Source organism: Zhengella mangrovi (assembly GCF_002727065.1).
Lineage (GTDB): Bacteria > Pseudomonadota > Alphaproteobacteria > Rhizobiales > Rhizobiaceae > Zhengella > Zhengella mangrovi.
Map to the genome: position 1 here is coordinate 1 of NZ_PDVP01000013.1, position 26,521 is coordinate 26,521.

At 65.4% G+C, this 26,521-nt stretch carries 19 protein-coding genes; 5 read left to right on the forward strand and 14 right to left on the reverse strand.

Annotation, left to right across the window (positions count from 1 at the left end):
* Window positions 1-265: 265 nt before the first annotated feature.
* From CSC94_RS17485 to CSC94_RS17525, 9 genes are all read right to left on the reverse strand, one after another.
* Window positions 266-1,216, reverse strand: a complete 951-nt coding sequence (locus tag CSC94_RS17485) for a GlxA family transcriptional regulator (RefSeq protein ID WP_099307667.1) — start codon at window positions 1,214-1,216, stop codon at window positions 266-268.
* A 225-nt stretch (window positions 1,217-1,441) separates the two neighbouring features.
* Window positions 1,442-2,548: a mandelate racemase/muconate lactonizing enzyme family protein gene (locus CSC94_RS17490; protein ID WP_099307668.1), complete on the reverse strand. Its 1,107-nt coding sequence runs from the start codon at window positions 2,546-2,548 to the stop codon at window positions 1,442-1,444.
* Between the two features lie 54 nt (window positions 2,549-2,602).
* Window positions 2,603-4,159, reverse strand: a complete 1,557-nt coding sequence (locus tag CSC94_RS17495) for a trimethylamine methyltransferase family protein (RefSeq protein WP_099307669.1) — start codon at window positions 4,157-4,159, stop codon at window positions 2,603-2,605.
* Window positions 4,160-4,410: 251 nt separating this feature from the next.
* Window positions 4,411-5,928: a sugar ABC transporter ATP-binding protein gene (locus tag CSC94_RS17500; RefSeq protein WP_099307670.1), complete on the reverse strand. Its 1,518-nt coding sequence runs from the start codon at window positions 5,926-5,928 to the stop codon at window positions 4,411-4,413.
* Window positions 5,925-7,025, reverse strand: a complete 1,101-nt coding sequence (locus CSC94_RS17505; RefSeq protein ID WP_099307671.1) for a hypothetical protein — start codon at window positions 7,023-7,025, stop codon at window positions 5,925-5,927. The genes CSC94_RS17500 and CSC94_RS17505 overlap by 4 nt, the downstream gene beginning before the upstream one ends.
* Window positions 7,022-9,154: an ABC transporter permease gene (locus CSC94_RS17510; RefSeq protein WP_099307672.1), complete on the reverse strand. Its 2,133-nt coding sequence runs from the start codon at window positions 9,152-9,154 to the stop codon at window positions 7,022-7,024. The genes CSC94_RS17505 and CSC94_RS17510 overlap by 4 nt, the downstream gene beginning before the upstream one ends.
* 70 nt (window positions 9,155-9,224) lie before the next feature.
* Complete coding sequence (locus CSC94_RS17515; protein ID WP_245408402.1) at window positions 9,225-10,208, reverse strand: sugar ABC transporter substrate-binding protein; 984 nt, start codon at window positions 10,206-10,208, stop codon at window positions 9,225-9,227.
* Between the two features lie 59 nt (window positions 10,209-10,267).
* Window positions 10,268-11,239: an ABC transporter permease gene (locus CSC94_RS17520; protein WP_099307674.1), complete on the reverse strand. Its 972-nt coding sequence runs from the start codon at window positions 11,237-11,239 to the stop codon at window positions 10,268-10,270.
* 277 nt (window positions 11,240-11,516) lie between these two features.
* Entirely contained in the window at window positions 11,517-13,202 is a 1,686-nt protein-coding gene (locus CSC94_RS17525) for a winged helix-turn-helix domain-containing protein (RefSeq protein ID WP_165784490.1), read from the reverse strand.
* 207 nt (window positions 13,203-13,409) lie between these two features.
* On the opposite strand from CSC94_RS17525, the gene CSC94_RS17530 reads away from it, so the two are divergent.
* Both CSC94_RS17530 and CSC94_RS17535 read left to right on the forward strand, forming a co-directional pair.
* Complete coding sequence (locus tag CSC94_RS17530) at window positions 13,410-14,090, forward strand: hypothetical protein (protein ID WP_099307676.1); 681 nt, start codon at window positions 13,410-13,412, stop codon at window positions 14,088-14,090.
* A gap of 189 nt (window positions 14,091-14,279) precedes the next feature.
* Window positions 14,280-15,461, forward strand: coding sequence for a 4-hydroxybenzoate 3-monooxygenase (locus CSC94_RS17535; protein WP_099307677.1), 1,182 nt, complete (start codon window positions 14,280-14,282; stop codon window positions 15,459-15,461).
* Window positions 15,462-15,512: 51 nt separating this feature from the next.
* Here the strand turns inward: CSC94_RS17535 and CSC94_RS17540 are convergent, their stop codons facing one another.
* From CSC94_RS17540 to CSC94_RS17555, 4 genes are all read right to left on the reverse strand, one after another.
* Entirely contained in the window at window positions 15,513-16,031 is a 519-nt protein-coding gene (locus CSC94_RS17540; RefSeq protein ID WP_099307678.1) for a phosphatidylglycerophosphatase A family protein, read from the reverse strand.
* Window positions 16,032-16,047: 16 nt separating this feature from the next.
* Window positions 16,048-16,686: a CDP-alcohol phosphatidyltransferase family protein gene (locus tag CSC94_RS17545; RefSeq protein WP_099307679.1), complete on the reverse strand. Its 639-nt coding sequence runs from the start codon at window positions 16,684-16,686 to the stop codon at window positions 16,048-16,050.
* An 11-nt stretch (window positions 16,687-16,697) separates the two neighbouring features.
* Window positions 16,698-18,395, reverse strand: a complete 1,698-nt coding sequence (locus CSC94_RS17550) for a 2-hydroxyglutaryl-CoA dehydratase (protein ID WP_099307680.1) — start codon at window positions 18,393-18,395, stop codon at window positions 16,698-16,700.
* A 144-nt stretch (window positions 18,396-18,539) separates the two neighbouring features.
* The gene (locus CSC94_RS17555; protein WP_099307681.1) at window positions 18,540-21,947 is read right to left on the reverse strand and encodes a BadF/BadG/BcrA/BcrD ATPase family protein; all 3,408 of its coding nucleotides are present in this window, start codon (window positions 21,945-21,947) and stop codon (window positions 18,540-18,542) included.
* Window positions 21,948-22,115: 168 nt separating this feature from the next.
* On the opposite strand from CSC94_RS17555, the gene CSC94_RS17560 reads away from it, so the two are divergent.
* Entirely contained in the window at window positions 22,116-22,583 is a 468-nt protein-coding gene (locus CSC94_RS17560) for a hypothetical protein (RefSeq protein WP_099307682.1), read from the forward strand.
* A gap of 18 nt (window positions 22,584-22,601) precedes the next feature.
* Here the strand turns inward: CSC94_RS17560 and CSC94_RS17565 are convergent, their stop codons facing one another.
* Window positions 22,602-23,300 (reverse strand): polysaccharide deacetylase family protein, encoded by a 699-nt coding sequence (locus CSC94_RS17565; protein WP_099307683.1) that lies wholly within the window; start codon window positions 23,298-23,300, stop codon window positions 22,602-22,604.
* 194 nt (window positions 23,301-23,494) lie between these two features.
* Between CSC94_RS17565 and CSC94_RS24275 the strand changes: the two genes are divergently transcribed.
* Complete coding sequence (locus tag CSC94_RS24275) at window positions 23,495-24,547, forward strand: glycosyltransferase family 4 protein (RefSeq protein ID WP_165784491.1); 1,053 nt, start codon at window positions 23,495-23,497, stop codon at window positions 24,545-24,547.
* A gap of 142 nt (window positions 24,548-24,689) precedes the next feature.
* On the forward strand, window positions 24,690-26,495 hold the full coding sequence (locus tag CSC94_RS17580; protein ID WP_099307684.1) for an LTA synthase family protein: 1,806 nt from the start codon (window positions 24,690-24,692) through the stop codon (window positions 26,493-26,495).
* The last annotated feature ends 26 nt before the right edge of the window (window positions 26,496-26,521 follow it).

Here is a 26,521-nt window from a genome sequence, read left to right on the forward strand (position 1 = left end):
GATACCGTTCGAGTGATCCGCATAAAATACGGAAATTGCGTACTTAATAGCATTCCCTCGCAATCGCTTCATCAACCAATTTACAGATTCCTAATCTGAGGGTCGCAGGTTCGAATCCTTTCGGGTGCGCCATTCCTTTCAAGCCTCATCGCTGTCCAACTCCTTGTCCCCTCGCCCTTCTGGCCAATACAGTCGGCCGGGAGTTCTTTGACCGATGCCCCGGGACGCCATCGCACGACGGCGAAAGCCCGCGATCCGGCCCTGATCAGGAAAGACGCGCCCGCTGGGCGGTCGGCGACACGCCGTAGGCGACACGGTAGGCCCGGGAAAAGTGGCCGAAATTCTCGAAGCCGCAGGCGATCGCCACTTCCGACACCATGTTGTCGGTCTGCAGCAGCAGATGACGCGCGCGGTCGAGCCGCATTTCCATGAAGTATTTTTTCGGCGTCGTGTTCAGGTACTTGGCGAAAAGGCGCTCGAACTGCCGGGTCGAAATGCCGAGTTCCCGGGCGATCTCGGCTTGCCTTATCGGATCCTCGATCCGTTCGCGCATGATCTGGATGGCACGCACCAGGTGCCGGTTGCGCAGCCCGTTGCGCGATTGCAGCGAGACCTTCTGTGCGGCCGTGCCCTGGCGGACCGCGTTGTAGACCATCTGGTCGGCGACCGCGACCGAGAGGTCGTAGCCGTGATCGCGCTCGATCAGGTGCAGCATGAGATCGGCCGTGGCGGTGCCGCCCGACGCGGTGGTGAACGCCTCGTCGGCCACGAACACGTTGCGCACCAGGTTCACTTCCGGGAACTCCTCCATGAAGCTGTCGTGGTATTCCCAGTGGATGGCCGTCGCCAACCCGTCCATGAAGCCCGCCTTGGCCAGCACGTAGGCGCCCGAGCAAAGGGCGCCGATCTTCGTTCCCCGGACCCGCTCGCGGCGAAGTGCCGTGATCAGCCTGCCGTGGTCCTTTTGGCGCATGTGGATGCCGGACAGGACGAAGAGCCGGTGGCTGGCCGGCAGCGTGTCGAAGCGGTGATGAACCCTGAGAACGGCACCGTCGGAGGCCGTTGCCGTCTCGCCGTCCTCGGAAGCAAACGACCAGCGGTAGAGTGCTTCGCCGCTGATCAGGTTGGCGATCCGCAGGGGATCGACCGCGCAGGCGAAGGCAATGTGGGTGAAATCCTCCACCAGGGCAAAAACGACATGCTGCGTATCCGCCATTGGCCGTCTTTCATCCTCTCTGGCACCGCGCACAGGATACTTGAACCTCGAATGTAGACAATATGTATTGGAACGACTTGCCAGGAGCCGTGAACCGATCGGCCGATGGCCCTGGTGCGCGACCGCGATGCCAGGCCAATGCAGCAAATCGGCACCGGCCTCGTGGCGCGCCGGAGGGGTTGGAAGGCCTGCGGAGAACAAGGGCGGAGGCGTGTTTCGCCCGTCTCAGCCGAAGCTGGCCACCGGATTGCCGAACCGGCTTTCATCCGGCTCGATACCGAGTCCCGGTCCCTTCGGCAGGCGGATGTGGCCGCCCTCGATACGGACCCCGTTTTCGCTGTCATAGTGACCCGCGACATGGGGCGCGGCCAGCCAGACCCCCTCGTTCAGGCGGGGCAGGACCGTGGCGCCGGCATGGGCGCAGGCCGCGTTGATGATGTCACCGCCCCACGCATCGTCGCAGGTATGCGGCAGGTTCCGCGCGGCGCAGAGGTCGCGGAACGCGCGCATCGGGTGAAGCCCGCCGATGCGTGTCACCTTCATGCCGAACCCGTCGACGAGGCCTGTTCCGGCCGCCGTGATGGCCGTGTTCAGGCTGGTTCCGTTCTCGTCCATGTACAGCGGATGCGCGATCAGGGGCCGGATCGTCCGAAGGTCTTCCAGGGTGTTGCAGGGCTGTTCGAGGACAAGCGGGATGTCCCGGCAGGCCTGGCTGAGCCGGATGGCATCGCGCGTTGGCAGCCCGCGGTTGCCATCGACGGCCAGGCGCATGCCGGTCGACCCGATCGCCTCCCAGACCTTCTTGACCGTCTCGATATCCGTCTCGACATCGCGGCCGCCGATCTTGACCTGCAGTCGCGGATAGCCTTCGCGCTGCCTTTCCGTCGCCATGCGTGCGATGTCATCGGGGTCGCCGACGCCGGTCGCATAGTAGGAGGGGACCCGTTCGGTGAGCGCGCCGCCGAGAAGGTCGCAGACCCGCATGCCCAGCGCCCTGCCGACCAGGTCATGGGCGGCGATGTCGATGGCGGCCTTGGCGTAGTTGTGACCGTTGAGGAGCGTGTCCATGGCGCGGTGCAGGGGCAGGGGCAGCAACGGCGCGCCGATGAGACCCGGTGCCATCGCCTGCAGCGCGGCAAGCGCGCCGGCGGCATGCGCCTCGGCATAGGTCGGGCCCACCGGACAGGTTTCTCCCCAGCCGGCAAGGCCATGGTCGGCAACCAGTTTTACGAGCGTCGTCGTGAGCGACCGGACTTCGGCATTGGCCATCCTGTAGGGGCCGTTCTGCACCGGAAGGTCATGACGATAGAGATGGATCTCGGTGATGCGCAAGGACGGGTCCCCAAGAGAAGACCCGCCATTCTGCGGGCCAGGTTGCAGGCGAGGTCAGTAGCTCTGGTTCAGTTCGTCCGCGGCGGGAATTTCCCGTTCGCGCCGGGCGATGTAAGCGCGCAGGGCCTCGTCCCTGGCAATGTCGAGGGCGGGCTCCTGGTAGTCGGCCAGCAGCCGGCGGGCATGGTCGAGAGCACGCCGCGTGATCTCCTTCTCGCCTTCCGCCATCCACTGCTCGACGGAATTGTTGTCGAACAGTTCGGGCATGAAATAGGCGGTCTGGAAATTCTCCTGCGTGTGCGGGTGGCCGAGGTAGTGGCCACCGGGGCCGACGTCGGGAATGGCGGACAGCGCCTGGTCGAAATCGTCCCACTTCGGACCCTCCGCCATGCGGTAGGCCATGGCGCATTGTTCCGCGTCGACCACGAACTTGGCGACCGAGCAATGCATGCCGGCCTCGTTCCAGCCGGCCGAGTGCCAGATGTAGTTGGCCCCGGCGTGCAGCGTCGCCGACAGCGTGGTCGCGCTCTCGTAGCCGGCCTGCGCGTCGAATGTCTTGGCACCGCCGAGGTTGGACGAGGTACGCCAGGGAACGTTGTAGTGGCGCGCCATCTGGCCGATCATGAAGTTCATCAGCGAGATTTCCGGCGTGCCGGCCATGGGCGCCCCCGATTTCATCGACACGGTCGAAAGGTAGTGCCCGTAGATCGCAGGCGCGCCCTTGCGGATGACCTGCGTGTAGGCCAGCGCCGAAAGCGCCTCGGCATTGAGCTGCGCGATCGTCGCCGGCACGGATGCCGGCGTGTTGGCGCCGCCCAGCACGAAGGGCGAGCACAGCACCGGCTGGTTGCGCTTGCAGAAGGCGCGCATGGCGCCGAGCATGGTCTCGTCCCACACCAGCGGCGAATTGCCGTTGCAATTGCCGGTCGTGACGGGATGGTCCTCGAGATAGTCCTCGCCGAACAGGATGGCGCACATCTCCATCACGTCTTCGGCGTTTTTCGGGCTGGTCGTCATGCCCATGAACATCTTGTCGGAATGCTTCATCGAGGAATAGGTGATCCGCAGGTGGCGCTGGCTGATCGGGTGGTCGTAGGGCTCGACGATGTGGTGCGCGGTCGAGTGCAGCGCCGGCATCATGTGGCTGAGCTTGTGGAACATGGCGAGGTCGGCAAGCGTCGGGTTGCGGCGCACGTCGTCGAGGTCGCGCAGGAAGGGGGCGCCGGTCATCGGCACGAAGATCGAGTGCCTGCCTCCGAGCTTCACGTTGTTGGCCGGGTTGCGCGCGTGATAGGTGAATTCCGCCGGGATGGTCGCGATCAGTTCGCGCACCAGGCCGCGGTCGAGGTAGACCATCTCGCCGTCCACCTTGGCGCCGGCCCGCTTCCAGTCGGCGATGGCGATCGGGTCCCGGAACAGCACGCCGACGTTTTCCAGGATATCCATGGAGGCATTGTCGATGCGCTCCACCTGGCTGCCGTCCATCACCTCGCATTCGGGAATGCCGCGCGTGAGGCCTGGCAGCATGGTGAAGTCGCGCGTGGTGCGCAGCGTGCGGCGCGCCGACCGGCCGCCGGCGCGCGACCGCAGTGTCGTGGGATGTTCGCTCATTCCGGGTCTCCTCATGTGAAGGCAGGATGAGCGCTCCGCGCGAGGTCCGCTTGCCGGAAACCGAACTTTTCGTGCAGGAAGCGACGCCGCCTCCGGAAGGCGATGATGGCGCTCCGTTCCGGCCACACGTGGCAATCGCTGGCCGCGACCTGGAGCAAGTCCGGCGGACGCGGGGCCCTGTCTGGCGTCCGCAATCGCGTCAGGGTCACGGAAACCGGCATTGGAGCGATCCGGCAGGCAGCGGAAATGGTTCAGTGGATCGCCGCGTACATGATCTTCTTCTCGTCGGCTTCCCCGGCGGAGAACTCCTCCACGATCTTGCCCTGCCGGGCGACCAGGATCCGGTCGGAAAGCGCCAGGATTTCCGGCAGGTAGGACGAGATGACGACCACGCCCTTGCCGGCATCGGCCAGCCGGTTGATGATCTCGTGGATTTCCGCGATGGCGCCGACATCGACGCCGCGGGTCGGCTCGTCAAAGATGATCAGGTCGGGGTCCTGCACCAGCGACTTGGCGATGACGACCTTCTGCTGGTTCCCGCCGGAAAGCTCGATCACCTTCACGTCGCCCGACACCGCCTTGATGTTGAGGGCGGTGCGCCAGGTCTCGCCGAGTTGCCGTTCCTCGCGCTTCGGCGCCAGCGGCTGCGACCGCCACGAGCGCGCGAGCTTGCCGACGTGGATGTTGCGCGGCGGCGTCATCGTCTCGAAGAAGCCTTCCACCTTGCGGTCCTCGGTGATGTAGGCAATGCCGTCGCGGATGGCCGGGGCGGGCGTGCGGTAGCGCACCGGACGGCCGTTCAGGACGACTTCGCCGCCATGCAGGAAGTTGCGCTTCAGCGCCCCGGCGACCACCTTGAAGGTTTCCGTCCGCCCGGCACCGACCAGGCCGAAGACGCCGGTGACCTGCCCGGCGAAGACCGAGAAAGAGGTGTTTTTCACCACGCCGGCCATGCGCAGGTTCTGCACCGAGAGCAGGCGCCGGCCTTCCGGGCGCACCGCGTCCGTATCGCCGCGGCGATGGCCGTAGAACGACTGCGACAGGTCGCGGCCGATCATCGCCTTGATGATGGTCTCACGGTCCAGCCGCCCGGTCGCTTCCGTCAGCACGTGGCGGGCGTCGCGGAGCACGGTGATCCGGTCGGCGATCATCAGCGCTTCCTCGAGGGCATGGGAGATGAAGATCACCGAGACGCCGCGCGCTTTCAGGTTTTTCACCAGCTTGAAGAAATGCTGCTTTTCCTCCGGCGTCAGCGTGGCGGTCGGCTCGTCGAAGATGATGACCCGCACGTTGTGGAGCACCGCGCGGGCGATCTCCACCATCTGCCGCTTGGCAGCCCCGAGCATGGCCACGGTCACGGTGGGGTTCACGTCGAAATTCAGCGACTGGAGGAATTGCTGGGCGGCGATGTTGATCCCGCGCAGCCGGTTGAAGGCCCGTTCCTGGCCGAGATAGAGGTTCTGTGCGACCGTCATGGTCGGCACCAGGCTCGTTTCCTGGAACACCATGGCAATGCCGAGCGCCAGCGCGTCCTTGGGCGTGGATGGCGAGACGGGCGCGCCATCGACCAGCATCTCGCCTTCCGACAGGTGCACGACCCCCGCCATCACCTTCGTCAGCGTGGACTTGCCGGCCCCGTTTTCGCCGAGCAGGGCATGGACCTCTCCGGCCCTGAGGTCGAAATCGATGCCGTCGATGGCCGCTGACCCGCCGTATCGCACGACGGCCTGCCGCAGGCTGACCACGGGTTGCGTGGGTTCGTGCGTCATGCACCGTCTCCTTGCGCGGGTTCCGCGTCCAGTCTCAGCACGGCATCGGCGCCGACCGAAAGGCAGAACAGTGCTTGCCCGATGGCCGCGGCGGCCACGACACCGTGGTTGCTTCCGTCCACGCGGCTGTGAAGCGAGCGGCGAATCCGTCCGCCGGCATCGAGGCGCACGACGAGACCGTAGGACCGTGGCGGCGCCCACGGCTTCAGCACGCCCATCTGCTTGATGCCGCCGCCCTGCAGCGGTTCGAGGAAACTGTGCGGCGGGCGCAGTTGCGGCGCCGGCCAGAGTTCGGGCGCGATGGTCGCCATCATGATCTCGCGGTACTTCCGCTCGCGCAGGATGAATTCCACCAGCTGGGTACGGCAGGCAAAGACAGTCAGCCAGAAGCCGCCTCCCTGTGCAGGCACCAGCCGCGACGGGTAGCCGGGCAGGTTTTCCAGCACCGGTTCCGGGTGCTTGCCGGGCGCGAGCCGGACAACGCGATGCTTCCAGCTTTCCGGAAACAGCAGGCTGCCGTCCGGCTCCACGGCCACGCCGAACGGGTACGCCAGCTTTTCGGCCAGGAGCAGCTCCTGTCCCGAAGCCGGATCGAGCCGGACGATCCGACCACTGCTGCGCCGCTCCATCAGGTCGCGCTGCCAGTCCTCCGGTCCATTGTGGCGGCTGGCATCGCAAACCAGAAGCGTATCGCCATTCGCGGCGATTGCGTTGACGCACTTGAACGGCTGGCCGCAGGCGCTCGTCCAGCGTGTCCCGTCGAAACGCCCGCCATGGATGCGCACCGCCAGGCCCTCGACGCCGATGGCGATCCCGCCGGCAAAGGCCGCGATGGCCGTGATGCGCCCCGATGCGTGGAACACCTCGCGCGGTTGCGCCGGCTCGGCCGGGTCGATCTCCAGGACGCGCTCGCCCGCCGCCACCAACAGGCGCTTGCCATCGCACGCCATGTCCGCCGGGTCGCTCACGCCGGCCCAGGCCGTTGCCCGGTCCAGGGCATGGTTGGGCTTGAGCACGCCGTCGAAGACGGGAACGGTACAGGCGGCATCACCGCGGCCAAGCAGCCGGTCCCTGAAGGAACGCAGGGCGGCGATCATGTCGGCAATCCCCAGCGGCGCGCGTACTGCACATAGGCCGGATCGGCCTCGCTCTCCGGCAGCTTGTAGCGGCCGATGCGATTGTTGGAGAGCCCGCCGAGGTAGAGCCAGCCCTTGTGTTCGCGCATCGAGGTGATCATCGGGTGGTTGATACCCTGCGGGTCCCACAGGCTGTAGAGCACCTTGCCCTCAAGATTGATCTTGAAGACGCAGCCGTTGTTGATGTTGGGGAACATCCACTCGTCGAACGGCAGCCGCTGGGTCATGCGCTTGCGGAACCCGGGCATGCGCATGGCCAGGTCCAGCGCTGGGCCGCGCATGCCGACCAGCGCCACCCAGTAGTTGCCGTCGGATGCCTTGTTGATGTTGTCGGGATAGCCGGGAAGGTTGTCGATCAGCACCTCGATCCTGCCCTTCTTCGGGCCGTCGAACCAGTAGCGCGAGACCGAGGCCGCCGAGGTCTGGGCGAACAGGAAGGATTGCCCGTCGTCGCACATGGAAATGCCGTTCGGGAAGCGCAGCCGGTCGATGACCGTACGCGTCGAGCCGGTGCGCGGATCGTGGCAGATGATCCGGCCGGCCGGCCGCGACTCCAGCGCGTCGACGGCATATTCGCTCATCTCGTAGCGCCGCGTCGCCTCGGAGAAGAAGATGCGGCCGTCGTCGGCGATGTCGAGGTCGTCGGCAAGCCGCAGGCGCGAATCGTCGTTGACGGAGGTCCATGACCGGTTGGTCTCGTCGGTCAGCTTGCGCACCTCGCCCGCCGGCGAGACCTGGTAGAGCCCCATCCCGCCCACGCAGACGTTCAGGTTGTCCTCCCGGTCGAAGGCAAGGCCCAGCGGTTGGCCGCCGATATGGGCGAAAATCTCCATCCGCTTGTAGTCCGGTGCGAGGAAGCGGACGATGTCGCCGTGGCGCGAACCGGAATAGAGGTTGTCGTTGCGGTCGAGAATCACGTCTTCCGGCCCCTCCACCTCGCCGAGGCCGATCACGTCCACGCCGCGCAGCGTGTCGTTGACCGCCCAGGCGTTGCCTGGCTTCGCCTCGCAGGAGGGTGGCGGCGGCAGGTAGAGGTAGTCCGGGCTGACGTAGACGCTGGAAATGATGCGGTGCCGGTTCTTGATCCAGCGGATGTCGATGACTGCGGCGGCGACGAGGATGGCGGCGAGCGTCATGCGGATGGCGCCGCCGGAGGCGGAATAGGCGGTCATGCCGTTGGTGATGATGAGCACGATGGCGAGGCCCACGATCGCCTTGGTGACCGATCCGCGGCCGCCGCCCAGCGTAATGCCGCCGAGCACCGCGGCGGTCAGCGCGGTCACCTCCATGCCGACGCCGATATTGCCGCCCACCGAGGCCAGGCGCGCGCCGAAGAAGATGGCGGCGATGGCGGTCAGCCCGCCCGAGGCGACATAGGTCAGCGCGATCGTACGCCGGACCGCGATGCCGGCATTGTAGGCTGCCCGCCGCGAACCGCCGATCGCCATCAGGTGCCAGCCGGGCCTGAGCCGCGTGAGCAGGACGTGGCAGGCCAGCGCCACGGCCGCGAACAGCCAGACATTGACCGGGATGCCCCGGATGAGCCCGATGCCGAGGAAATCCCACGTCGCCGAGTCGGGCAGCGACATGGCGATGGCCGTGGCGTGGTCCGCCGTCCAGATCTCGTAGACGGCGCGGAAGATGATCAGCGTGATCAGGGTCGTCAGGAAGGCGCGCAGCCTGAGGTAGCCGATCAGGATGCCGTTGACCGCGCCGAGCGCCATGCCGGCAAGGATCGTCACCGCGACGGCCGGCGCGGCGGACCATTCGTATTCGTGCATCAGCAGCAGCACGATGAAATTCGTCACCGCGAAGATCGATCCGACCGACAGGTCCACGCCGCCGGCCATGATGACGATCGACAGGCCGAGCACGATGAACCCGAGTTCGCCGCCCTCGCGCGCGATGATCGACAGCTGGGCGAAGGTGAAGAAACCCGGCACAAGCCAGGACAGGATCGCGAAGGTGGCCACCAGCACCAGGACGGGGATCGCGGTCTCCATCCACGGCTTGGACAGGATCTCGCCGACCACGTGATCGGGCCAGATGCGGTAGCGGATGCGTGTCAGGGTCTCGTTCAGGTGGGCCATGGCGGACCGGTGTCTGGAAACGCGGGAAAGGCGGGCGGCGGGGATCGCCGCCCGTACGATCGGGGATGGCCTACTGCTTCATCGTCCAGCAGATGCCCTCGTCGCCGGCGTTGGCGGCGGTGACCGGCGTCAGCGTCGTGTACATCTGTCCGGAGATCTCGCCGGGCTTCACGCCCGCCGACAGCAGGTACTTGATCGTCGACGCCAGGTTGGCGCCCTGGTTGGGAACCGAGTAGACGACATTGAGATCGTAGGCGCCCGACTTGACCATGTCACAGGCGGCCTTGGTTTCGCCGCCGCCCGAGGTCGCCACGTAGACCTGGTCGGAAAGCCCGGCTTCATCGACGGCGGCCGCCGTGCCGCGGTCCATGTTGTCCCAGAATCCGATGATGCCGCACAGGTCCGGGTTCTGCTTCAGCACCGTCTGGGTGATCGACTTGGCCTTGTCGGACTGCCACGAGGCCGACTGGTTGGAGACCACCTTGATGTCCGGGTTCTCGGCCAGCACGCTTTCGATGCCGGACATGGTGTAGGCGGAGGCCGCCGCCGTCAGGTCACCCTGCACGATGGCGATCTTGCCCGACTTGCCCTTGCAGGCCTCCACGACGTGGCGCGCCTGTACGGCGCCCATCTCGACCCAGTCGACGCCGACATAGGCGGTGGATTTCTGCAGCGAGGCCATGTTGATCTGGACGATCAGGATGCCGTTGGCCTCGGCCTGCTTGATCAGCTTGGCATAGGTGGTGACGTCGGGATTGTGCACCACGATGACGTCGGGCTTCTCGGCGATGAGCTGGGTCAGCGCCTGGGCGCCGGCCTGGATGTTGAAGTTCGGGTCGCGGACGACGATTTCCACGCCCTGCGGCTCCAGTTCGCTCTTCAGGCCGGCCAGCCAGCCGATTGCCAGGTCCATGGCCATGGCGCCGGGAAGGAAGGCAACCTTCTTGCCCTTCAGCGCCTGGTAATAGCCGTCGCGCAGCGGCTCCTTGATGCCCTTGGCCACGGTGACGCCGGGCAGCGCCAGCAGCGCAACACCCATCGCAAGTATTCTCAAGGAATTTCTCATGGTCTCACTCCCCTTGTTGCAGCGCCGTTTGCGCCCTTGATATTGGTTCAGATGTCGCCCTGCTGGGCGGTTTCCTCGTTTCGCGGGTTCAGCACCGTGTCGGCCATGATCGCGGCAAGCAGGACGAAACCCTTGATCAGGTTCTGGACCGGGAAACTGACGTCCAGGATGGTCAGGCCGTTGAGCAGCGTGCCGATGAGCAGCGTGCCGATCAGCACGTTGGTCACGCTGCCGCGCCCGCCCGACAGGCCGATGCCGCCGAGCACCACCACGAGGATGACGTCGTAGATCCAGGTCGAGTTGTAGATGCGGGTCGACATCGAGCCGACCGAGGCGGCCATCACGAAGCCGGCCAGCGTGGCGATCAGGGCCGACGAGACATATTGCACGATCACCATGATGCGCACCGGGATGCCGGCCAGGCGCGCGGCCATCGGGTTGTCGCCCATCGAATAGGTGAAGACGCCTGCCGTCAGGCGCGACAGGAAGGCATGGACCGCCACCGCCACCAGCGCGAAGATCCAGATGGAATTCGGGATTCCGGCCAGCCGGCCGCGGCCGATCGCCGAGAGAAACTGCAGCGGTTCCGGCCAGACCACGGCTTCAGTCGAGAACAGGAAAGCCTGCCCCAGCCCGGCCAGGAACAGGCCGCTCGCAAGCGTCACGAACAGCGGCGGCACCTCGGCATAGGCGATTAGCCAGCCATTGGCCGCGCCGAACAGGGCCGAAAGGGCCAGTCCTGCAATGATGGCCAGCGCCGTGGAATGCCCGGCGTCCGCCAGTTGCAGGGTCAGCGCGACCGGGATGGCAAGAGAGGCGATCATCGACAGGTCGACGCCCCGGCCGATCACGATCACGGCCATGCCGAGGCCCAGGATGCCGAGAATGGCCACGTTCTGGAGCAACGTCAGAAGGTTTTCGGTGTTGGCGAAACCGGGCAGCAGCAGCGACAGGCCGGCGAACAGCAGCACGAAGATCACGCTGACGATCATCTGCTGTGAAAGCTGGAAACGGTGCATCCCTTGCCCTGGCGCGTCGCGCCATCTCCCTTCCGGCGGAGGAGGCAGGAGGCCCGCGACAGCCGGAACCTGGGCACAGCCCATCACGCAGCCGCCCGCAAGGCGCAGGCCGGCAATCGTCCGGAAAACGGGATGCAGCCGCTCCTCCCATGGCTGCAAGATCAATATTGCCTATGATTAGGGAGATTTCACATGAACGTTTTACATGGCGATCATGCTCGCAACCGATCCCGTGCCGTCCACCGGAACGCCGGCGAGCCGGACCGGCATGGCGAAGTTATCGGGGCAGGCCCGCCTTTCGAAGGCCCGCGACGTAGCGGGCGCGCAGGTCTGGCCGTGCGAACCGGACGCGGGCCTCCTCGTCTGCAATTGAGAAGCCGGGCAGGGCGGCCAGCACTTCGGCAATCTCCCATTCGGCATCGTCCTTCCGGTCGAGAAGTCCGTAGATGGAGATCAGCAGCAAACGTCCCTGCTGGAAATTGTTGTTCCGCTCGAGCACGTTTTCGATGATGGCCACGGCCTCGTCGTAGCGCTCCATGACGAAATAGGCATTGCTCAGCGCGTAGGGGTAGATGTAGCCATGGCGCGGGCTCAGCTTCATTCCCTTGCGAATGGAGACGATGGCGTCCTCGGGCCTGCCCGCATAGGCGAGGAAAAGACCCAGCACCACGTGGCCGTCGGCATAGTTGGCATCGAGCGCAACCGCTTCGCGAAGTTCCGCGATGCCGTCCTCGATCCGCCGCTCCGATCCGTAGACCTGGGCGAGCACGTAATGCATCTGCGGCGATCGTTCATCGAGGGCGAGGGCGGCACGCGCGTGTTTCGCAGCCAGCCTGCGCGAAAGGTCAGGGTCGTTCGACCAGCCGAATGTTGCGTCGACAGCGTGCGCCAGGGCCAGTCCGCCCTGGGCGCGTCCGAAGGAAGGGTCCATGGCAATGGACTGTTCGAAGAATTCGCGCGCCTCGGCATTGGCTTCCGGCGAATAGACGGCGACGCGGGCCTGCCCTTTGAGGTACAGGTCATAGGCCGCCGGGTCCACCTTGGCGTATTCGCTCAAGCCGACCTCCTCGTGCGGCGTGAGCCTCACGGAGAGCGCCGTGACGATCTGCTTCGTCAGGTCATCCTGCAGGGCGAAGACATCGGAAAGCTGGCGGTCGTAGCGGTCGGTCCAGAGATATGCCCCCGTCTCGCTATCGACGATATTCACGTTCACCCGGACATGATCGCCGGAACGCCGCACACTTCCCTGGACGAGGTAGCGCGCGCCCAGGTCGCGCGCGATCTGGTCAAGCGGCGCCGGGTCGTCCTTGTAGGCGAAGGTCGAGTTCTGGGCGATGACGAACAGGCCCGAGATCTTCGAAACGTCGGTGATCAGGTCGATGGTGATGCCGTCGGCGAAGTAATCCTGCGTCGAATCCCCGCCGACATTCTTGAACGGCAGGATCGCGACCGATTTTTCCGGGAAACGGCTGACCGCCAATGGGCCGGCTTCATCCACCTGTCCGGTCCGGAACACGGCGAGGATCGCAAGTACGACGAGAATGGCGCCAAGCGCCGTGAGCAGGCGGCGCCTGGCCGGCGTGGTCCGTGGCGTGCTGCCGGCATCCCGTGTCCGGAGAGCATGGCTCCCCTCGTGCCCGGGCAAAGTCACCGGAGCGACCATCCGGTAGCCCTTCTTGGAAACCGTCTCGATGTAGCGCGGATCTCGCGCGTCATCGCCAAGGACCTTGCGCAGTTTCTGCACCGTGCTGGTCAGGGTTTCATAGCTGACGATCGTATCGGCCCAGACAGCCTCTTCCAGCGTCGACCGGCTGATCACCAGGTTTGGATGGCCGGCCAGAAAGACCAGCACGTCCATCATCTTGGGCTCGAGCTTCGCTTCTTCGCCATCGCGGGAAATGCGGCCCGACGGCGCGTCGACCAGCCAGTCGAGCAGGCGAAAGCGCTGTTCGGACAGAGCCATGCTCCCGACAGTGTGGTCGCCCTTGACTGGCCAGAGTTCCCCCGGCATCGCCGTCAGTACTCCTCTGGATATCTAACCCATTGGAAAGTCATGATAATATAAAAATGAGAATAACTCCATCTTTTTCCAATAACGCGCCATGGCGGCTTGGCTACGGTTTTCCCGGAGACCCGCGGAGGCGGGCGGGGTGAACAGAGGGAGATACAGATGGAACGGATGCATGGCCTGGCACGATGTGCAGCGTTCGCGGCAGTCGCCAGCCTCGGCCTGGCGTTTGTCGTTGCCGGAGGCCAGGCGGCAGCGGACCGCGGTGCCGGGTCTGTCAGCGCCCCGGACCAGGGGCGCGGATCCGGACCTGACGCGGGGGATTTCGAACTCGGGTACGACTTTCTTTCCGCCCGGGAAACGCTGAAGGGACAACTCGGGATCGTCTACGAGAACCTGCGGGGCAGTCCGGACGGCAAGATGCCTTTCGCGCTGACCTACATGATGAAGAACCCGGACGGTTCGGTTTCGCAGATCAGGTTCACGCACCTGGCCGAACTGGCGACGTTCATCGCCACGGTCCAGCGCAAAGAAGACCGCTATGCCGATGCGATCCTGGAGCGCGGCTTTCGAAGCATCGCCCGCCGCTACGGCGCCGACGTCACGCAAGCCTGTGCTGGCCACTGGCTGGCAAGGGGTCCCGTGACCGTCGAACAGGATCACTTTCGCCTCGCCATACGCCAGGGAGAGAAGACATTTTCTGGCGCGGCGGTAAGAGACGCGGTGACGGTCATCTCTCCCGGTGGACAGTGGCCGCCGTTGCTTGGAAGGATCGATCGGGAAAACCGGATTGTTCTGAAGGACGACCTGACGGGATGCGTGATCCGCCTGGTGCCCGGCTAGAGGCCAGCGCCGCCGGACCGGCCGGATCGACCCTGCTGGAGAATGTTGTTCCACGCGTGCACGGTTGCGATGATCGCCGCGGCCTCCTTGGGCCTTGCCTGAATTTACTGGCGTCGCGAAGGGCAATGTGGTGCCATGATCGCTGGCGGGCGGCAGGGGTCCGTTGCCGGGGCAGAGGGGAGGCGGCACATGACGGTCACCAGGACGAAGGTTGCCATCGTTGGCGGCGGACCCGCAGGCCTCATGCTCAGTCATATTCTGGGCCGCAACGGCATCGACAACATCGTCGTGGAACGCCAAAGCATCGACCATGTCGCGTCCCGGATCCGCGCCGGCGTCCTGGAATACGGAACCGCCGAACTCCTGAAGCAGCATGGGCTGGCCGAGAGGATGCTGCGGGAAGGAAAACCCAAGGACGGCACGCTGATCGTGTGGGAAAACCGCCCGGATTTCTTCATCGACCTGACGCGGTGGACCGGCAGGCAGATGTGGGCCTGGGGACAGACCTATATCCAGGAAGACCTGCATCGCGCCCTGATCGCGTCCGGGGCACAGCTCGTCCACGAGGCCGGGGATGTTGCACTGCACGACGTCACCGGCAACCCGTCGCTGACCTACGAGAAGGACGGCGTCCGGCACCGGATCGACTGCGATTTCATTTGCGGATGTGACGGGTTCCACGGTCCTTCCCGCCACGCCATCCCCAAGGATGGACGACGCGAGTACGAACGGGTCTACCCGTTTGCCTGGCTTGGAATCATGGTCGAGTGCCCGCCCCTGGAGAATTTCACTTACGCCTACCATTCGGACGGGATGGCGATGGCGGCCCAGCGCAACCCGATGCTCAGCCGCTACTACGTCCAGGTCCCGCTTTCAGACCGCATCGAGGACTGGCCCGACGACCGCTTCTGGGAAACCCTGTTGCGCCGGCTTCCGGATCACTTGGCCGGTCAGGTCCGCACCGGACCCTCGATCGAGAAATCGATGGCTCCGCTCCGGTCCTTCGTGTCCGAACCCTTGCGGTGGGGCAGGCTGTTCCTGGCCGGTGACGCCAGCCACATCGTGCCACCGACAGGCGCCAAGGGGCTCAATCTCGCATTCTCCGATGTCTTCTATCTCAGCCGGGCCCTGACCACGCACTACCTCGAAGGATCGGATCACTATCTCGACACCTATTCGGAGATGGCCCTGCGCCGGATCTGGGCCGCGGAAAACATCAGCTGGCGGCTGACGAAGATGCTGCACGTTTTTCCCGACGAAACCCCGTTCGACCAGAAGCTGCGCGAAAGCGACTACGACCTGCTGCTGCGGTCCGAGGCCGCCCAGCAGGCACTCGCACACGAGTATCTCGGCTTGCCGTTCGAGACGTGATCGCCGGCTTTTCAGGCATCGGCGGTTCGCCGGAACATCGCCGGAAATCCGTCACATCCCCAACGCGGACGCCGGCCAACGGGTGGCGAGGACATGCCAGCCGGCCAGGATCAGCATGGCCCAGCCGGCCGCCAGGATGTCGTCGAGGATGACCGCGAAGCCGGACGTGCCCTGCCGGTCGGGAATATGCACCGGCCATGGCTTCACGATATCGAAAACGCGAAACAGGATCAGGGCTGCCAGCCAGCCGGTCCAGCTTGCCGGTGCCACCAGCAGCGTCAGGGCCATTCCGATCGTTTCATCGATGACGATGGCGTTGTGATCGTGCTCGCCGAGATCGTCGCCCGTCTTTCCCGAGGCCCACGACGCGATCGCGATCAGGGCGGCGAGGACCGCCAGCTGGATCGGCAACGGCAGGAAGGACAGCGCCCAGAACAGCGGGATTGCCCCGAGTGCCCCCGCGGTGCCGGGCGCGTAGGGAGAGAGCCCGAGCCCGAAGGCGAGCGCGATCGCCTGGTGCGGCCTGCGCACCATTTCGCGGAAGGTCGGCTCTCGGCTGTGCGCGGACATGGCCTGCCGCCTCCGCTCAGGTGGTGGGTCCGCCGGTCAGCTCGCTCGAAGGCCTGAGGAAGAAATAGGCCCGCAGGATGCGTTGCAACGCGGTGAAATTGGTGAGCACCGCCAGGATGACGAGGCCGGCGTAGAGGGGGCTGCCGCCGAGCATGGCCGGCAAGCTCAGGACGCTTTCGGCGAAAAGGGCCACCGGCAGGAACCACAGGCGCACCGGCCGCTGCAGGTAGTCCGGCCAGTCCTTGTTCCCGGTCGGCCTTTCCAGCGCCACCCGCGCCTTGGCATAGCTGATCATCATCGATCCGAAGAGGATCACGAACAGGAGGGTCCAGTAGCCCGTCACGATGCCGACGGCGAAATAGACGATGGCCTCCTGGTATCGGTCGATCGTGGCGTCGAAATAGCCGCCGAAGCGCGTCGAACGGCCCTGGTAGCGGGCAACCGCGCCATCCAGCGCGTCGGTCGTGAAGGAGAGCGACAGCCCGACGGCAAGCCAGTAGGGGTCGCGCGTGATGACGTAGGCCGTGCTGTGCGCAATGATCAGGAACAGGCCGATCAGCGTGATCTGGTTCGGCGAGACGCCGGATTCGCAAAGCTGGACGAACGCCCATTTGCCGAACCGCACGACGTGGGAAACGAGGGCCTCGATGATCATAAGGACTTGGCTCAGCTGATCGGTTGCGTCTGGAGCAGACGGCGCGTTGCCGCCAGCGGGCGTTTCATCCAGCCGCCGGAAACGGCATGAAGCTGGGCCACGGCCGTTGCTGCCGTCCGCTTGCGCCAGCGATAGCCGCTGACGCTGTTCAGCCCGGCCCGCTTCAGCCGGAGGCGCGCCTCGTCCGCGTCGAGACCGGTTTCCTCGCAGGCGCGCGCGAATTCCGACCGGGCCATCTCGCGGGCCTTGAAAAGCTGCATCTGGACCCGCGAATGCAGCAGCACAGCCGCGTCGCCGGTCGTTTCCACGGCGCAGAAGACGGCATCGGGATAGAGCTCGCTGACCTGCGACTGGATGCCGTCCGAGATGCCCGAAGACGGCATGCAGCCGAAAGGCTTGATCGAGATCACCATGTGCGCCTTGCGGTACAGCGCCGTCTGGATCAGCTTGCCGACCTCCATGTGGCCTTCGCCGCCACGGATGTGGTTGTCGTAGAACCGGTTGGAAAGCTCCGCCATCTCGTCCATGTCCGGCAGCCGGGCATGGCGCAGGCCGATCGCCCAGGCATAGGTATGGAAGGCCGCCTTCAGCGCCTTCTCGGCGATCCAGAGCTGCACGAGCCGCTTGCGCTCGTCCTTGTCGCCAAGTCCCATCCGGGCGTGGTCGGACTTGCGCAGCATCATGCGCCGCCGCGTGTCCCAGCGGTTCTGCCAGACCTGGTACATCACCCAGGCCATCACCATCTGTCCGTCCACCTCGGCGCCTTCCTGCTCCAGGAAGCGCTGCAGGTGGTAGCAGCCGTCGCCTTCCGTCGTCATCGCCCAGAATTCGCCGATGATCGAGACCTTGGGCTTGGCGCGCATCCAGTCGAGTTCGACCGTGTCGAGCACCGTGCGGCAGCGCCGCATGGCGCGCAGGGAATTCCGCCCGCTCGACAGCGCCTCGCGCAGGATCTTGCGGCACGCCTCCACCGCCTGGTCGGTTGCACCCGGCGTCACTTCGTAGGGCCGCATGCGATAGGCCATCACGTTGAGGATGTCGCCGATCATCACCGCCTTGATCAGCGCGAAGATGAACACCCGGTCCAGGACGAGGCCGACGTCGTCGCCGCAGGCCTGGCGCAGGCCGCCGTTGTTGTCGAGCAGCAGCACGCGGAAACCGGTGTAGCCTGCATCGCGCAGCGCCTTGCGGTATTCCGTGGCATAGGTGCCGAAGCGGCAGGGGCCGCACGCGCCGACCGTCGTGAAGACGTAATTGTCGATGATCTCCTGGCGCGAAAGCCCTTTGCCCTCCAGGTCGCGCAGGTACTTGATCAGGTTGCCGACCGTGAAATAGGTCGGGTTGCACTGGCCGCGGTTGCCGAATTCCTTGCCGAAGCGAAGCGCGTCGTTGTCCGGCGTATCCAGCACGCGGACCTTGTAGCCCAGTCCCTCCAGCGCCCCGCCGATCAGGATGTCCTGCGATTGGGTCAGCCCGCCGAACAGCAGGGTCGTATGCTCGCGCTGGGCCCGGGTGAAACCCTGCGGGTTGGCGTCGAACCAGTGCCGCGGTGCCGCTTTCGCCTCGCCGGCGCAGCTCTGGCAGGACGGTCCGGCCGAAAGGTCGGGCAGAACGGGCCGGGCGGAGGCATCGCTGCGCGCACCGGGGACCCGGCCGTGAACGCCATCGTCCGGTTCAACGAATTGCCGTAACTCGGGACGCTGGTTCATCGGCGTGTTTCTTCTCGCAAGACCTGGCAGGGCACATGGACTTCCCAGTCCCGGCAGCCGCAAGTGAACTGCCAACCGGTTTATTTTACCTCGATTTTCATCGCGGCGACAAGCCGCCGCGATGGCGCACACCATGTGCTGGCGTCATTCGGCCGCGGCGGCTGGACCGACGCTGGCCATCGCCGCTCTCGCCGTTTCGGCGAGCTTCCGCTCGTGGCGGGCAAGCGTGTAGGCAAAGGTCTTGACGCGGATGTTGATCGATCCGCTCGGCCGGTTCGCGTCGATGTCGTGCAGCGCCATGTAGGGCGTGCCCGCCGCGTTGATGATGTTGTCGATGAGGCCGTAGGTCGGCGCATCGTGTCCGCACTTGAAACTCGATAGGTCGAGGACGGCGAGGTTGGGATGCCGCGCTGCGAACTTGGCGGCCCACACCTTTTCCGCGCTGTTGGTCGAGTAGCCTTCCGGCCAGACGTCATTGATGTCGTGGACCGACTGGATGCGCCCGTCGGCCAGGTCGCCGGCAAAGTAGCGCTCCAGGTAGTCCTGGTCCTTCGGGATCGAGCGGATCGACAGGATGGGGTAGCCGAGCGCCTGGAACTCCTCCAGGATGCCGTGGTTCAGGCCACGGTCCGAATGGTACGGCCTCGCCAGGAGCAGCAGGCCCATCCGGCCCTCCTTCTCCAGGCTGTCGAGGATTTTCCGCCCCTTGGCCTGCAGGCCGCTCTCGAACCGCGCCAGCGCCTCGTAGGCCCGGTCGATGGCATGGTCGCTCTCGTCCTGGCTGACGCCCAGCCGGCCGCCCCAATAGTCGAACATCTGTGCCTTGAGGTAGTTCGGCTCGATCAGCGTCAGCGACGGGTCGACATACTCGACCCCGGCGCGCTGAAAGAAGTTGACGTCCTTCGTGAACGCCGCCCGGTTGACCGCAGCGGCTCCGGAAATGATGGGGCACGAGGCCGAATCCTTGGTGTATTCGAGAAACGAAGGGATGTGGGTCAGGCCGGGCAGGAAGATGTAGTCCACCTTGCCGCGCCGGTCGGATTCACCGGCCAGCAACTGGTGGATATGCGCCTGGACGACCTTGGCCGGGTAGCACGGGTCGACGGATCCGTACTTGCCGCCCTTGAGCCAGAGTTCCTCGTTGGTCTCGGTCGAGAACACCACGTTTTCCGGCCGCAGCCCCAGCGTCTGGAAATAGGCGCGCCAGAACGGGCCCGTCGAATGCATGCTCAGGACCCGCGGAATGCCGATCCGGACCGTGTCGCGGCGCCGGGCGGCATCGGCGTCCGAGCGCATGAAGCCGCGCCTGATCGCCTTGCGCCGGACCGCTCCGAGGATCGTCCGCGACACCTTGATGTCGTCGATCAGGGTGCCGTCCGCCGGCAGTTCGGACGCCGTGGCCGGTTCCCGGAACGCCGCTTCGGCTTCCAGTTCCACCATGTTGGGAAACTGCCGCTGCAGGCCCTTGCGCCGCTGGGCAATCGTTTTCAGTTCCCCTTTCGAGGCCACGGTGCCGTTCTCGCAGGAAAAACCGGCGATGAATCGCGTCGTGTGCCCGTCCGGCGTCTCGGCCATCGTGAACGTGCGCTGGCAGTGGTTGGTGCAGAAATCGCAGACCGTCGAGGCGTCGTTACGGGTCGTGTAGGTCAGCTTCCCGGTCATCTCGAGCCCGATGAACCGGCTCTTGCCGCGCCGCAGCACCTCGTTGCGCGCTTCCAGTGCCGCACCGAGCGCGCCGGCCTCGGCACAGAACGGGTGCACATGGACCTCGGCATCCGGCACCCGTTCGCGGATGTAGTCCACCTGCGCCTTGACCGCGGCCAGGTTGTACTGCGTCCCGCCCTGCAGCACGAAACTCCGCCCGAGTTCGGCCATGCGTGGGATCTGCACGACATATTGCCAGATGTTCTTGGGCAGGACCTGCGCCAGCCCGGCCATGATTTCCTCGCGCGTGTAACCCTCGCGCTGGAAATTGACCCGGTCCGCATCGAGGAACACGGCGCAGCCATAGTTGAATTTCGGCGCGAGCCGGGCCTCGAAGGCCAGGTCCGCGTAATCGGTCATCTTCACGCCGAACTGGCGCGCCATCGCCTGCAGCAGCATGCCGTTTCCGGCCGAGCACTGGTTCGAGAGGCGGAAATTGCGGATCTCGCCATTGACCAGGAACAGGATCTTGATGTCCTGGCCGCCGACATCGCAGATGACGTCGACATCGGGAAAGTGCTGCTTGGCCGCCAGCATGTGGGCGACGGTCTCCACCAGGTTGACGTCGGCCGACAGCGTCGCCTCCAGCACGTCGCCGGCATAACCCGTGACGCCGAGGCCGTCGATGCGCAGCCGCCCGCCGCGCGACCGGATGTCCTCCTCGAGATCGGCCATCAGCGCCTTGGCATCGGCGATCGGGTTGCCCTTCGACAGAACGTAACGCTTGGCGATCACCTCGCCGTCGCCGGAAATCAGGACGGCCTTGGACGAGGTCGAGCCGCCGTCGATGCCGAGGTAGCCGCCCGTCTCGCCGTTCAGGGCGGGCGGCTGGAAGGGTGCCGGTGCATAGGCCTGCCGGAAGGCCGCGAGTTCCTCCGCATTGGCCGAAAGCGGCGGCCCGGAGACGCTTTCCAGCCCGGCCCGCTGCCCGAGTTCGGCATACTGGCGCAGCCGCTCCAGCCCCGCGAAGCGGCCAAGGGTCTCCGGCTGCAGAAACCCGAACAGGGCGGTGCCGTAGGCCGGGTAAAGCACCGGGTTGTCCGGCACGATGATCAGGTCTTCCAGCGGGATGTCGCGCGGAAAGGTATAGGCCCGCTCGATCCAGCTCTCCCGGATGCGTTCGCGCCAGGCCGCCTGGAGAAATGGCAGGTAGGTGATCGGGCCGCCAAGCAGGATGACCTTGTGTCGCAGCGTATTGCCGCGCGCCAGCACGGACAGGTTCTGCAGCACGACGGCGTCGGCGAGCGAGCACGCGATCTCGTCGCGCGCGACGCCGGATTTCATCAGGTTGACGATGTCGGTCTCGGCGAAGACGCCGCATTTCGCGGCCACGTGGTGCAGCTTGCTGCTGTCCCAGGCCAGGCCCGGCAGCTCGTCCTCGGCGATGTTGAGCTTCTCGAAGCACTTGTCGATCGTCGCGCCGGTGCCCGATGCGCACTTGTCGTTCATCGACGCGATGGTCTGGCGCTCGCCGGTTTCCCGGTTTTCCTTGTAGATGACGATCTTGGCGTCCTGCCCGCCGAGTTCGACCACGCTTCCGGCGTCGGGATGAAGCGCTTCGACCGCCAGCGTCAGGGCGTTGACCTCCTGCACGAATTGCGCGCCCAGCAGGGGCGCCAGCGGTCCCGCGCCCGACCCGGTCATGAAGATCCGGATGGTCTCCGGTTCGCGCGGAGAAAGATCGCTGAGCAGGCGCTCCAGCTGGCGCAGCACGGTCCGCGCCTGGTAGGTCTCGTGCCGCTCGTAGCTTGACCAGAGGATCGGATGATCGCCCGTGCTGTCCACGGCGGCCATTTTCACCGTCGTGGAACCGACGTCCACGCCTATGACGATTTCAGCGCTTTCCAAGTCCGAACTCCGGGTTCCGGGCATGCCCGCCAGTCCTTCTCGCGACCATTGGCCGGCAAACACGATCCGGCCCGTCGCATTCCCATCGATGACTGGTATCTTTTAGGCCAAATCAGATAGATATTCCATTTTGAAATCGACACGGACCGCGGTGGGGCAGCATCTGGAATGAAACAGGAGACACGGCAGGGCAGCTGGCATGGAAGGCTCTACGCCCTCATTCATCGCACCTTCGGCGCCCGCATGGAGGATGACCCGGACGGCTTCACCTACTGGACGCTGGTTGCCCTGGCCGCGCTCTTCCTGGCCGCAAGCGCGATCATTTTCGTCGTCACCAACATCTGCACACTGCCGTTCGGCGTTTACGCGCGCCCGGCCTGGGAAAATCCCAACCGCTTCGTCCTGCTGTTCTTTCCCAAGCGCGTCCCGGTCATCGCCGTGGCCGTCGGCATCTATTTCGTCCTGATCGCCGCCCGGCAATGGTCGGAGCGCGGCCTGTTCGCCACCGTCGGTCCGTTCGTGGTCATGATCGCCGTTCTCGTTGCCTCTTTCGGCGGGTTCATCGCGCTCAACCGTCTCCTGTCGGCGAGGCACGAAACAGGCCGGAACGCCGGTACCGGGTCCGCGCAGGAATGACGGGCCCTGGAACCTGCCTCACAGCTCCGAGATGAGCGTGGTGCGGGCGCCGGCATCGGCGAAATGGTCGATTGCGCTGTCCAGCGCGGCCAGTGCGCCGTCACCGGTGCCGAACCGGCAATCCAGCGGGATGGGCGCGCTGCGCATGTCGACGAATTCCCAGGGGTGAAAGAAGAGGACGGCCGGGTCGCTCAGGCTGGCAAGCACCCGCCGGCTCAGGAAGGCCGGCAGCCGCGTGGCCGAGGGCGTTGTCGATGCCGGGACGGAGCGCACGCCGGAGAAGACCTCCGCCCCGGCGAAAAACGAGCCGCGCTTGTATTTCGCCCGCGAGGAATCGTGGACGTAACCCGCATCGCGCAGGATGGGATAGTATTCCCGGGGAAAATCGAGGTTGGGTGCCCGGAAGCTGGTAACGGCGGAAAACGCCCGCAGCGTCCTCGATGACGCGTCGATCTCCCGGAAAGCCTCGTCCGCCGACATGGCCGAAAACCGCTTGTGCGTATCGCCATGGCATCCCAGTTCGTGCCCCTCGTCGACCAGCCTTCGGATCAGCGCGGGAAACCGGCGCGCCACGTCCCCGGTGGCGAAAAACGTCGCCCGTACACCGCGGGCCGAGAGCAGGTCGAGCAGCCTGGGAAGCCCTTCCGCCATGCCCTGGTAGCTGGTCAGGTATGGCGGGCAGTCATGCTCCAGGTCGATCGTGTAGGAAACGCGCATCACGGATCCACTTGCGTTGCCAGCTAACAAATCAGCGCCATGCGTTGAATATCGGGAAAAACTCTATAGAACGGCTCGCGATCAGGCACAATTGCTGCGCCTTGCCCCGAACTGCCGCTGGTTGGACATGGAAACGGAATATGCGTATCGCGTTGGCCAGTGACTGGTTTTGGCCGCGCAGAGGGGGGCTCGAGATGCAGGTGGCCAATCTGGCCCTGCGTCTGAAGGCAGCCGGTCACAGCATCGAAATCATCTGCGCCACGCCCGGAATGCCCGATTTCGAGGGTATCCCTGTGCGCCGTCTCGATGTCGGCCCGCTGCTTCCCGGCGTCGAGGCCGCCTGGCTTCCGCGCCTCCTGTCGGTCACCCTGGAGGCCGTCAGGGCCGGGGGATACGATATCGTCCATGCACACAGCGCCTATTCGCCGATCGCGCTCGCCTGTTGCCGCGCCGCGCGGATGACCGGCACGGCGAGCATCCTGACCGAGCATTCGCTGTTTCGCGGCGCCGAACGCTGGCCGTTGCGGTTCTTCGATCTCCTTTTCCGCTGGCGCCATTTCCCCGACGAGATTACCGCCGTGTCCTCTGTCGCCGCCCGTGACATCGGCGAACTGACGAACCGGCCGGTGTCTATCCTGCCGAACGGGGTCGACATCTCGAAATGGTCCGGGCGGGCCGGCGTCCCGGCCGGCAAGATCGTCACGGCGATGCGCCTTGTCCCGCGCAAGCGTCCCTTTGCCTTTCTCGAGGCGGCCGCGAAGGCGAAGCAACTGCTCGGGCCTGGCCATGCGGCGGAATTCACGGTGATCGGAGACGGCCCGTTGCGTGCCAGGCTGGAACGGAGGGCCGAGGAACTGGGCCTGCGGGACTCGCTGCGCTTCGCCGGCTGGCTGGACCATGAGGCGATGCGCGGCGAATACGCGAATGCCGCCGCGTTTGTCAGCATGGCGACGAAGGAAGCCCTGTCGATCGCGACGCTCGAGGCCCTTGCCAGCGGCTTGCCGGTCGTCGCCATGAAGGCTGGCGGCGTGCGCGACATCCTTGACGGCAAGGGCGCCGGCGTCCTCGCCGGAACGGAAGAGGAGGCGGCCATCGCCATGTCCCGTTTCCTTGGAGACAGGGCCTTCCGCCAGAGCCATGCCGCGAACACCTGTGCCACCGTGGCGCCCTTCGACTGGGGACCGGTCCTCGAGCGCCACCTGGCGCTCTATCGAAAGACGCAGGCCCGTGTGCGCGAGACGATCTGAAGCAGGCCGGACAATTTGTCTCTCCGGCCTCTCGCTTGGAAATCGTAAGCCGGCAGGGTAAGTAGGACCATGCGATAGGCCTTGGTAAGGCAGGACGGACACGGTGAAGAGCCCGCCGCTGATATTGGAAATCCGACGGTTTTTGACGATCCCGGTCGTCCTCGTGCTGGCGGCGCTGTCGGCCTATCCGCTGGTCTTCCGCCTTCTCCACATGGACGAAACCGGTCTCCCGTTGCGTCACTACGATCATGTCGGGATCGCCAGCGACCTGGCGGTCGGCCTGATGGTCAGCGTGCTGTTGATCCTGTTCGCCCGGAAAACCCGGTTTGCCTGGGTCGTGGCCAGCGGCGTGTGGGTCGTGCTGAACGTCGTCAACTACGAGTTCCTGCGCGAGTTCGGCTCGACGAGCTTTGCCGTCGAGGCGGCGCAGGTCCTCGAGCCGGTCTTCATGGCGGGATCGGGAACCAACATCCATCATGCCTGGCTTGCCGCAGCCCTGTTCGCGGGTCTCGTCGGGTCGCTCGCCGTGATCCGTCGCAAGCCGGATGCCGGGCAGTGGCAGCGCATTGCGGGCGTGGCCTTCCTCTGCCTGCTCGCGGTCGAACTCTACCCGCGGAACATCAACGTGGTCGAATGGCGCCAGCGCGATTTCGTGGTCACCAATCTCCGCGACCTGTTCGAGCGCATGACGCGGCCTGCAGTGGCGCTGGACGCTGCCCTGCTTCATTCTCCGCAGGTCGAAGCCGTGTTCCAGGCCGACCTGGACGGCATGCCGCTGTTCGGCCCGGCGCAGAAGCGGGCCAAGAACGTGCTCCTCGTTTTCATGGAGGGGGCGAGCGGGGCCTTCGTCCCGTCGGTCGCGGCGGTTCACGGGATCGACAGCCGCAACAAGATGACCCGGCTCGACGAGATTGCCCGCGCCAATATCACGTACACGCAGTTCATCACCGCCCAGCGCAAGTCCGATCGCGGCATCTACAGCGCGCTCTGCGGCGACCTGCCGACGCTGACCTATACGACGCCCAAGATGTCGCAGATCGCGAACGGGAAGGACTCCGCCTGCCTGCCGGGGCTCCTGGCCAGCGCGGGCTATTCGACGCTTTTCATGAAGTCGGCGAACATCAGCTACATGCAGATGGACACCTTCGCCCGCAAGGCCGGCTACGAGCGCGCTTACGGAAACAAGGGGTTCGACCCCTCGCTGCCGAGGCAGCAATGGGGCGTCTCCGATGAAATCCTCTATTCGGCTGCGTTCGACGAGATCAACGCGCTGGAGAAATCCGGCAAGCCCTGGTTCGTGACCCTGTTCACGTCATCGACCCATCACCCATTCAACATTCCAGACAGTTTCACCGGGATGCCCGATGAGATACCGCGAATCCGCAGCTGGGCCTATGCCGACAAGGCCGTGGGCGATTTCGTGGACCGCTTGCGCAGCAGCGGCAAGCTCGACGATACGCTGGTGCTGATCACCGCGGACGAGGCGTCGCTGGGTCTTGCCAACAGGCGCGACAAGGAGGAATCGCTGCATGGCCTGACCGAGAACTGGGGCGTGATGGTCGCGGTCTCACCGGACCGGACGCCGCTGCGGATCGACGACACCTTCCAGCAGGCCGACATTTCCCTGTCCATCCTCGACTATCTCGGCCTGGACCGGATGGCCGGCGGCTTCCTCGGGCGCAGCATGTTCCGCCGCTATGCGCACCCTCGGAACCTCTACTTCGCCAACAATTACAAGCACGCCTTCTACGAGCTGGATACCGCGCGCCGCCTGACCACCTGCGACGACCATCTCAAGGACTGTGTCGCGACGACGCGCCCGGACCTGCCGCTGTTTTCCAGCGCGTTCGAACATGCCAACGGGCCGGCCGAGGCCAGCGAGCGGATGATTGCCGTCCAGGCGAGAAGCCTCGGGATCCGCAGCCGGCCCGCGCGCGAAACCAATTGAGGGCCGGCCCGGGCGCCTTGCCGCTG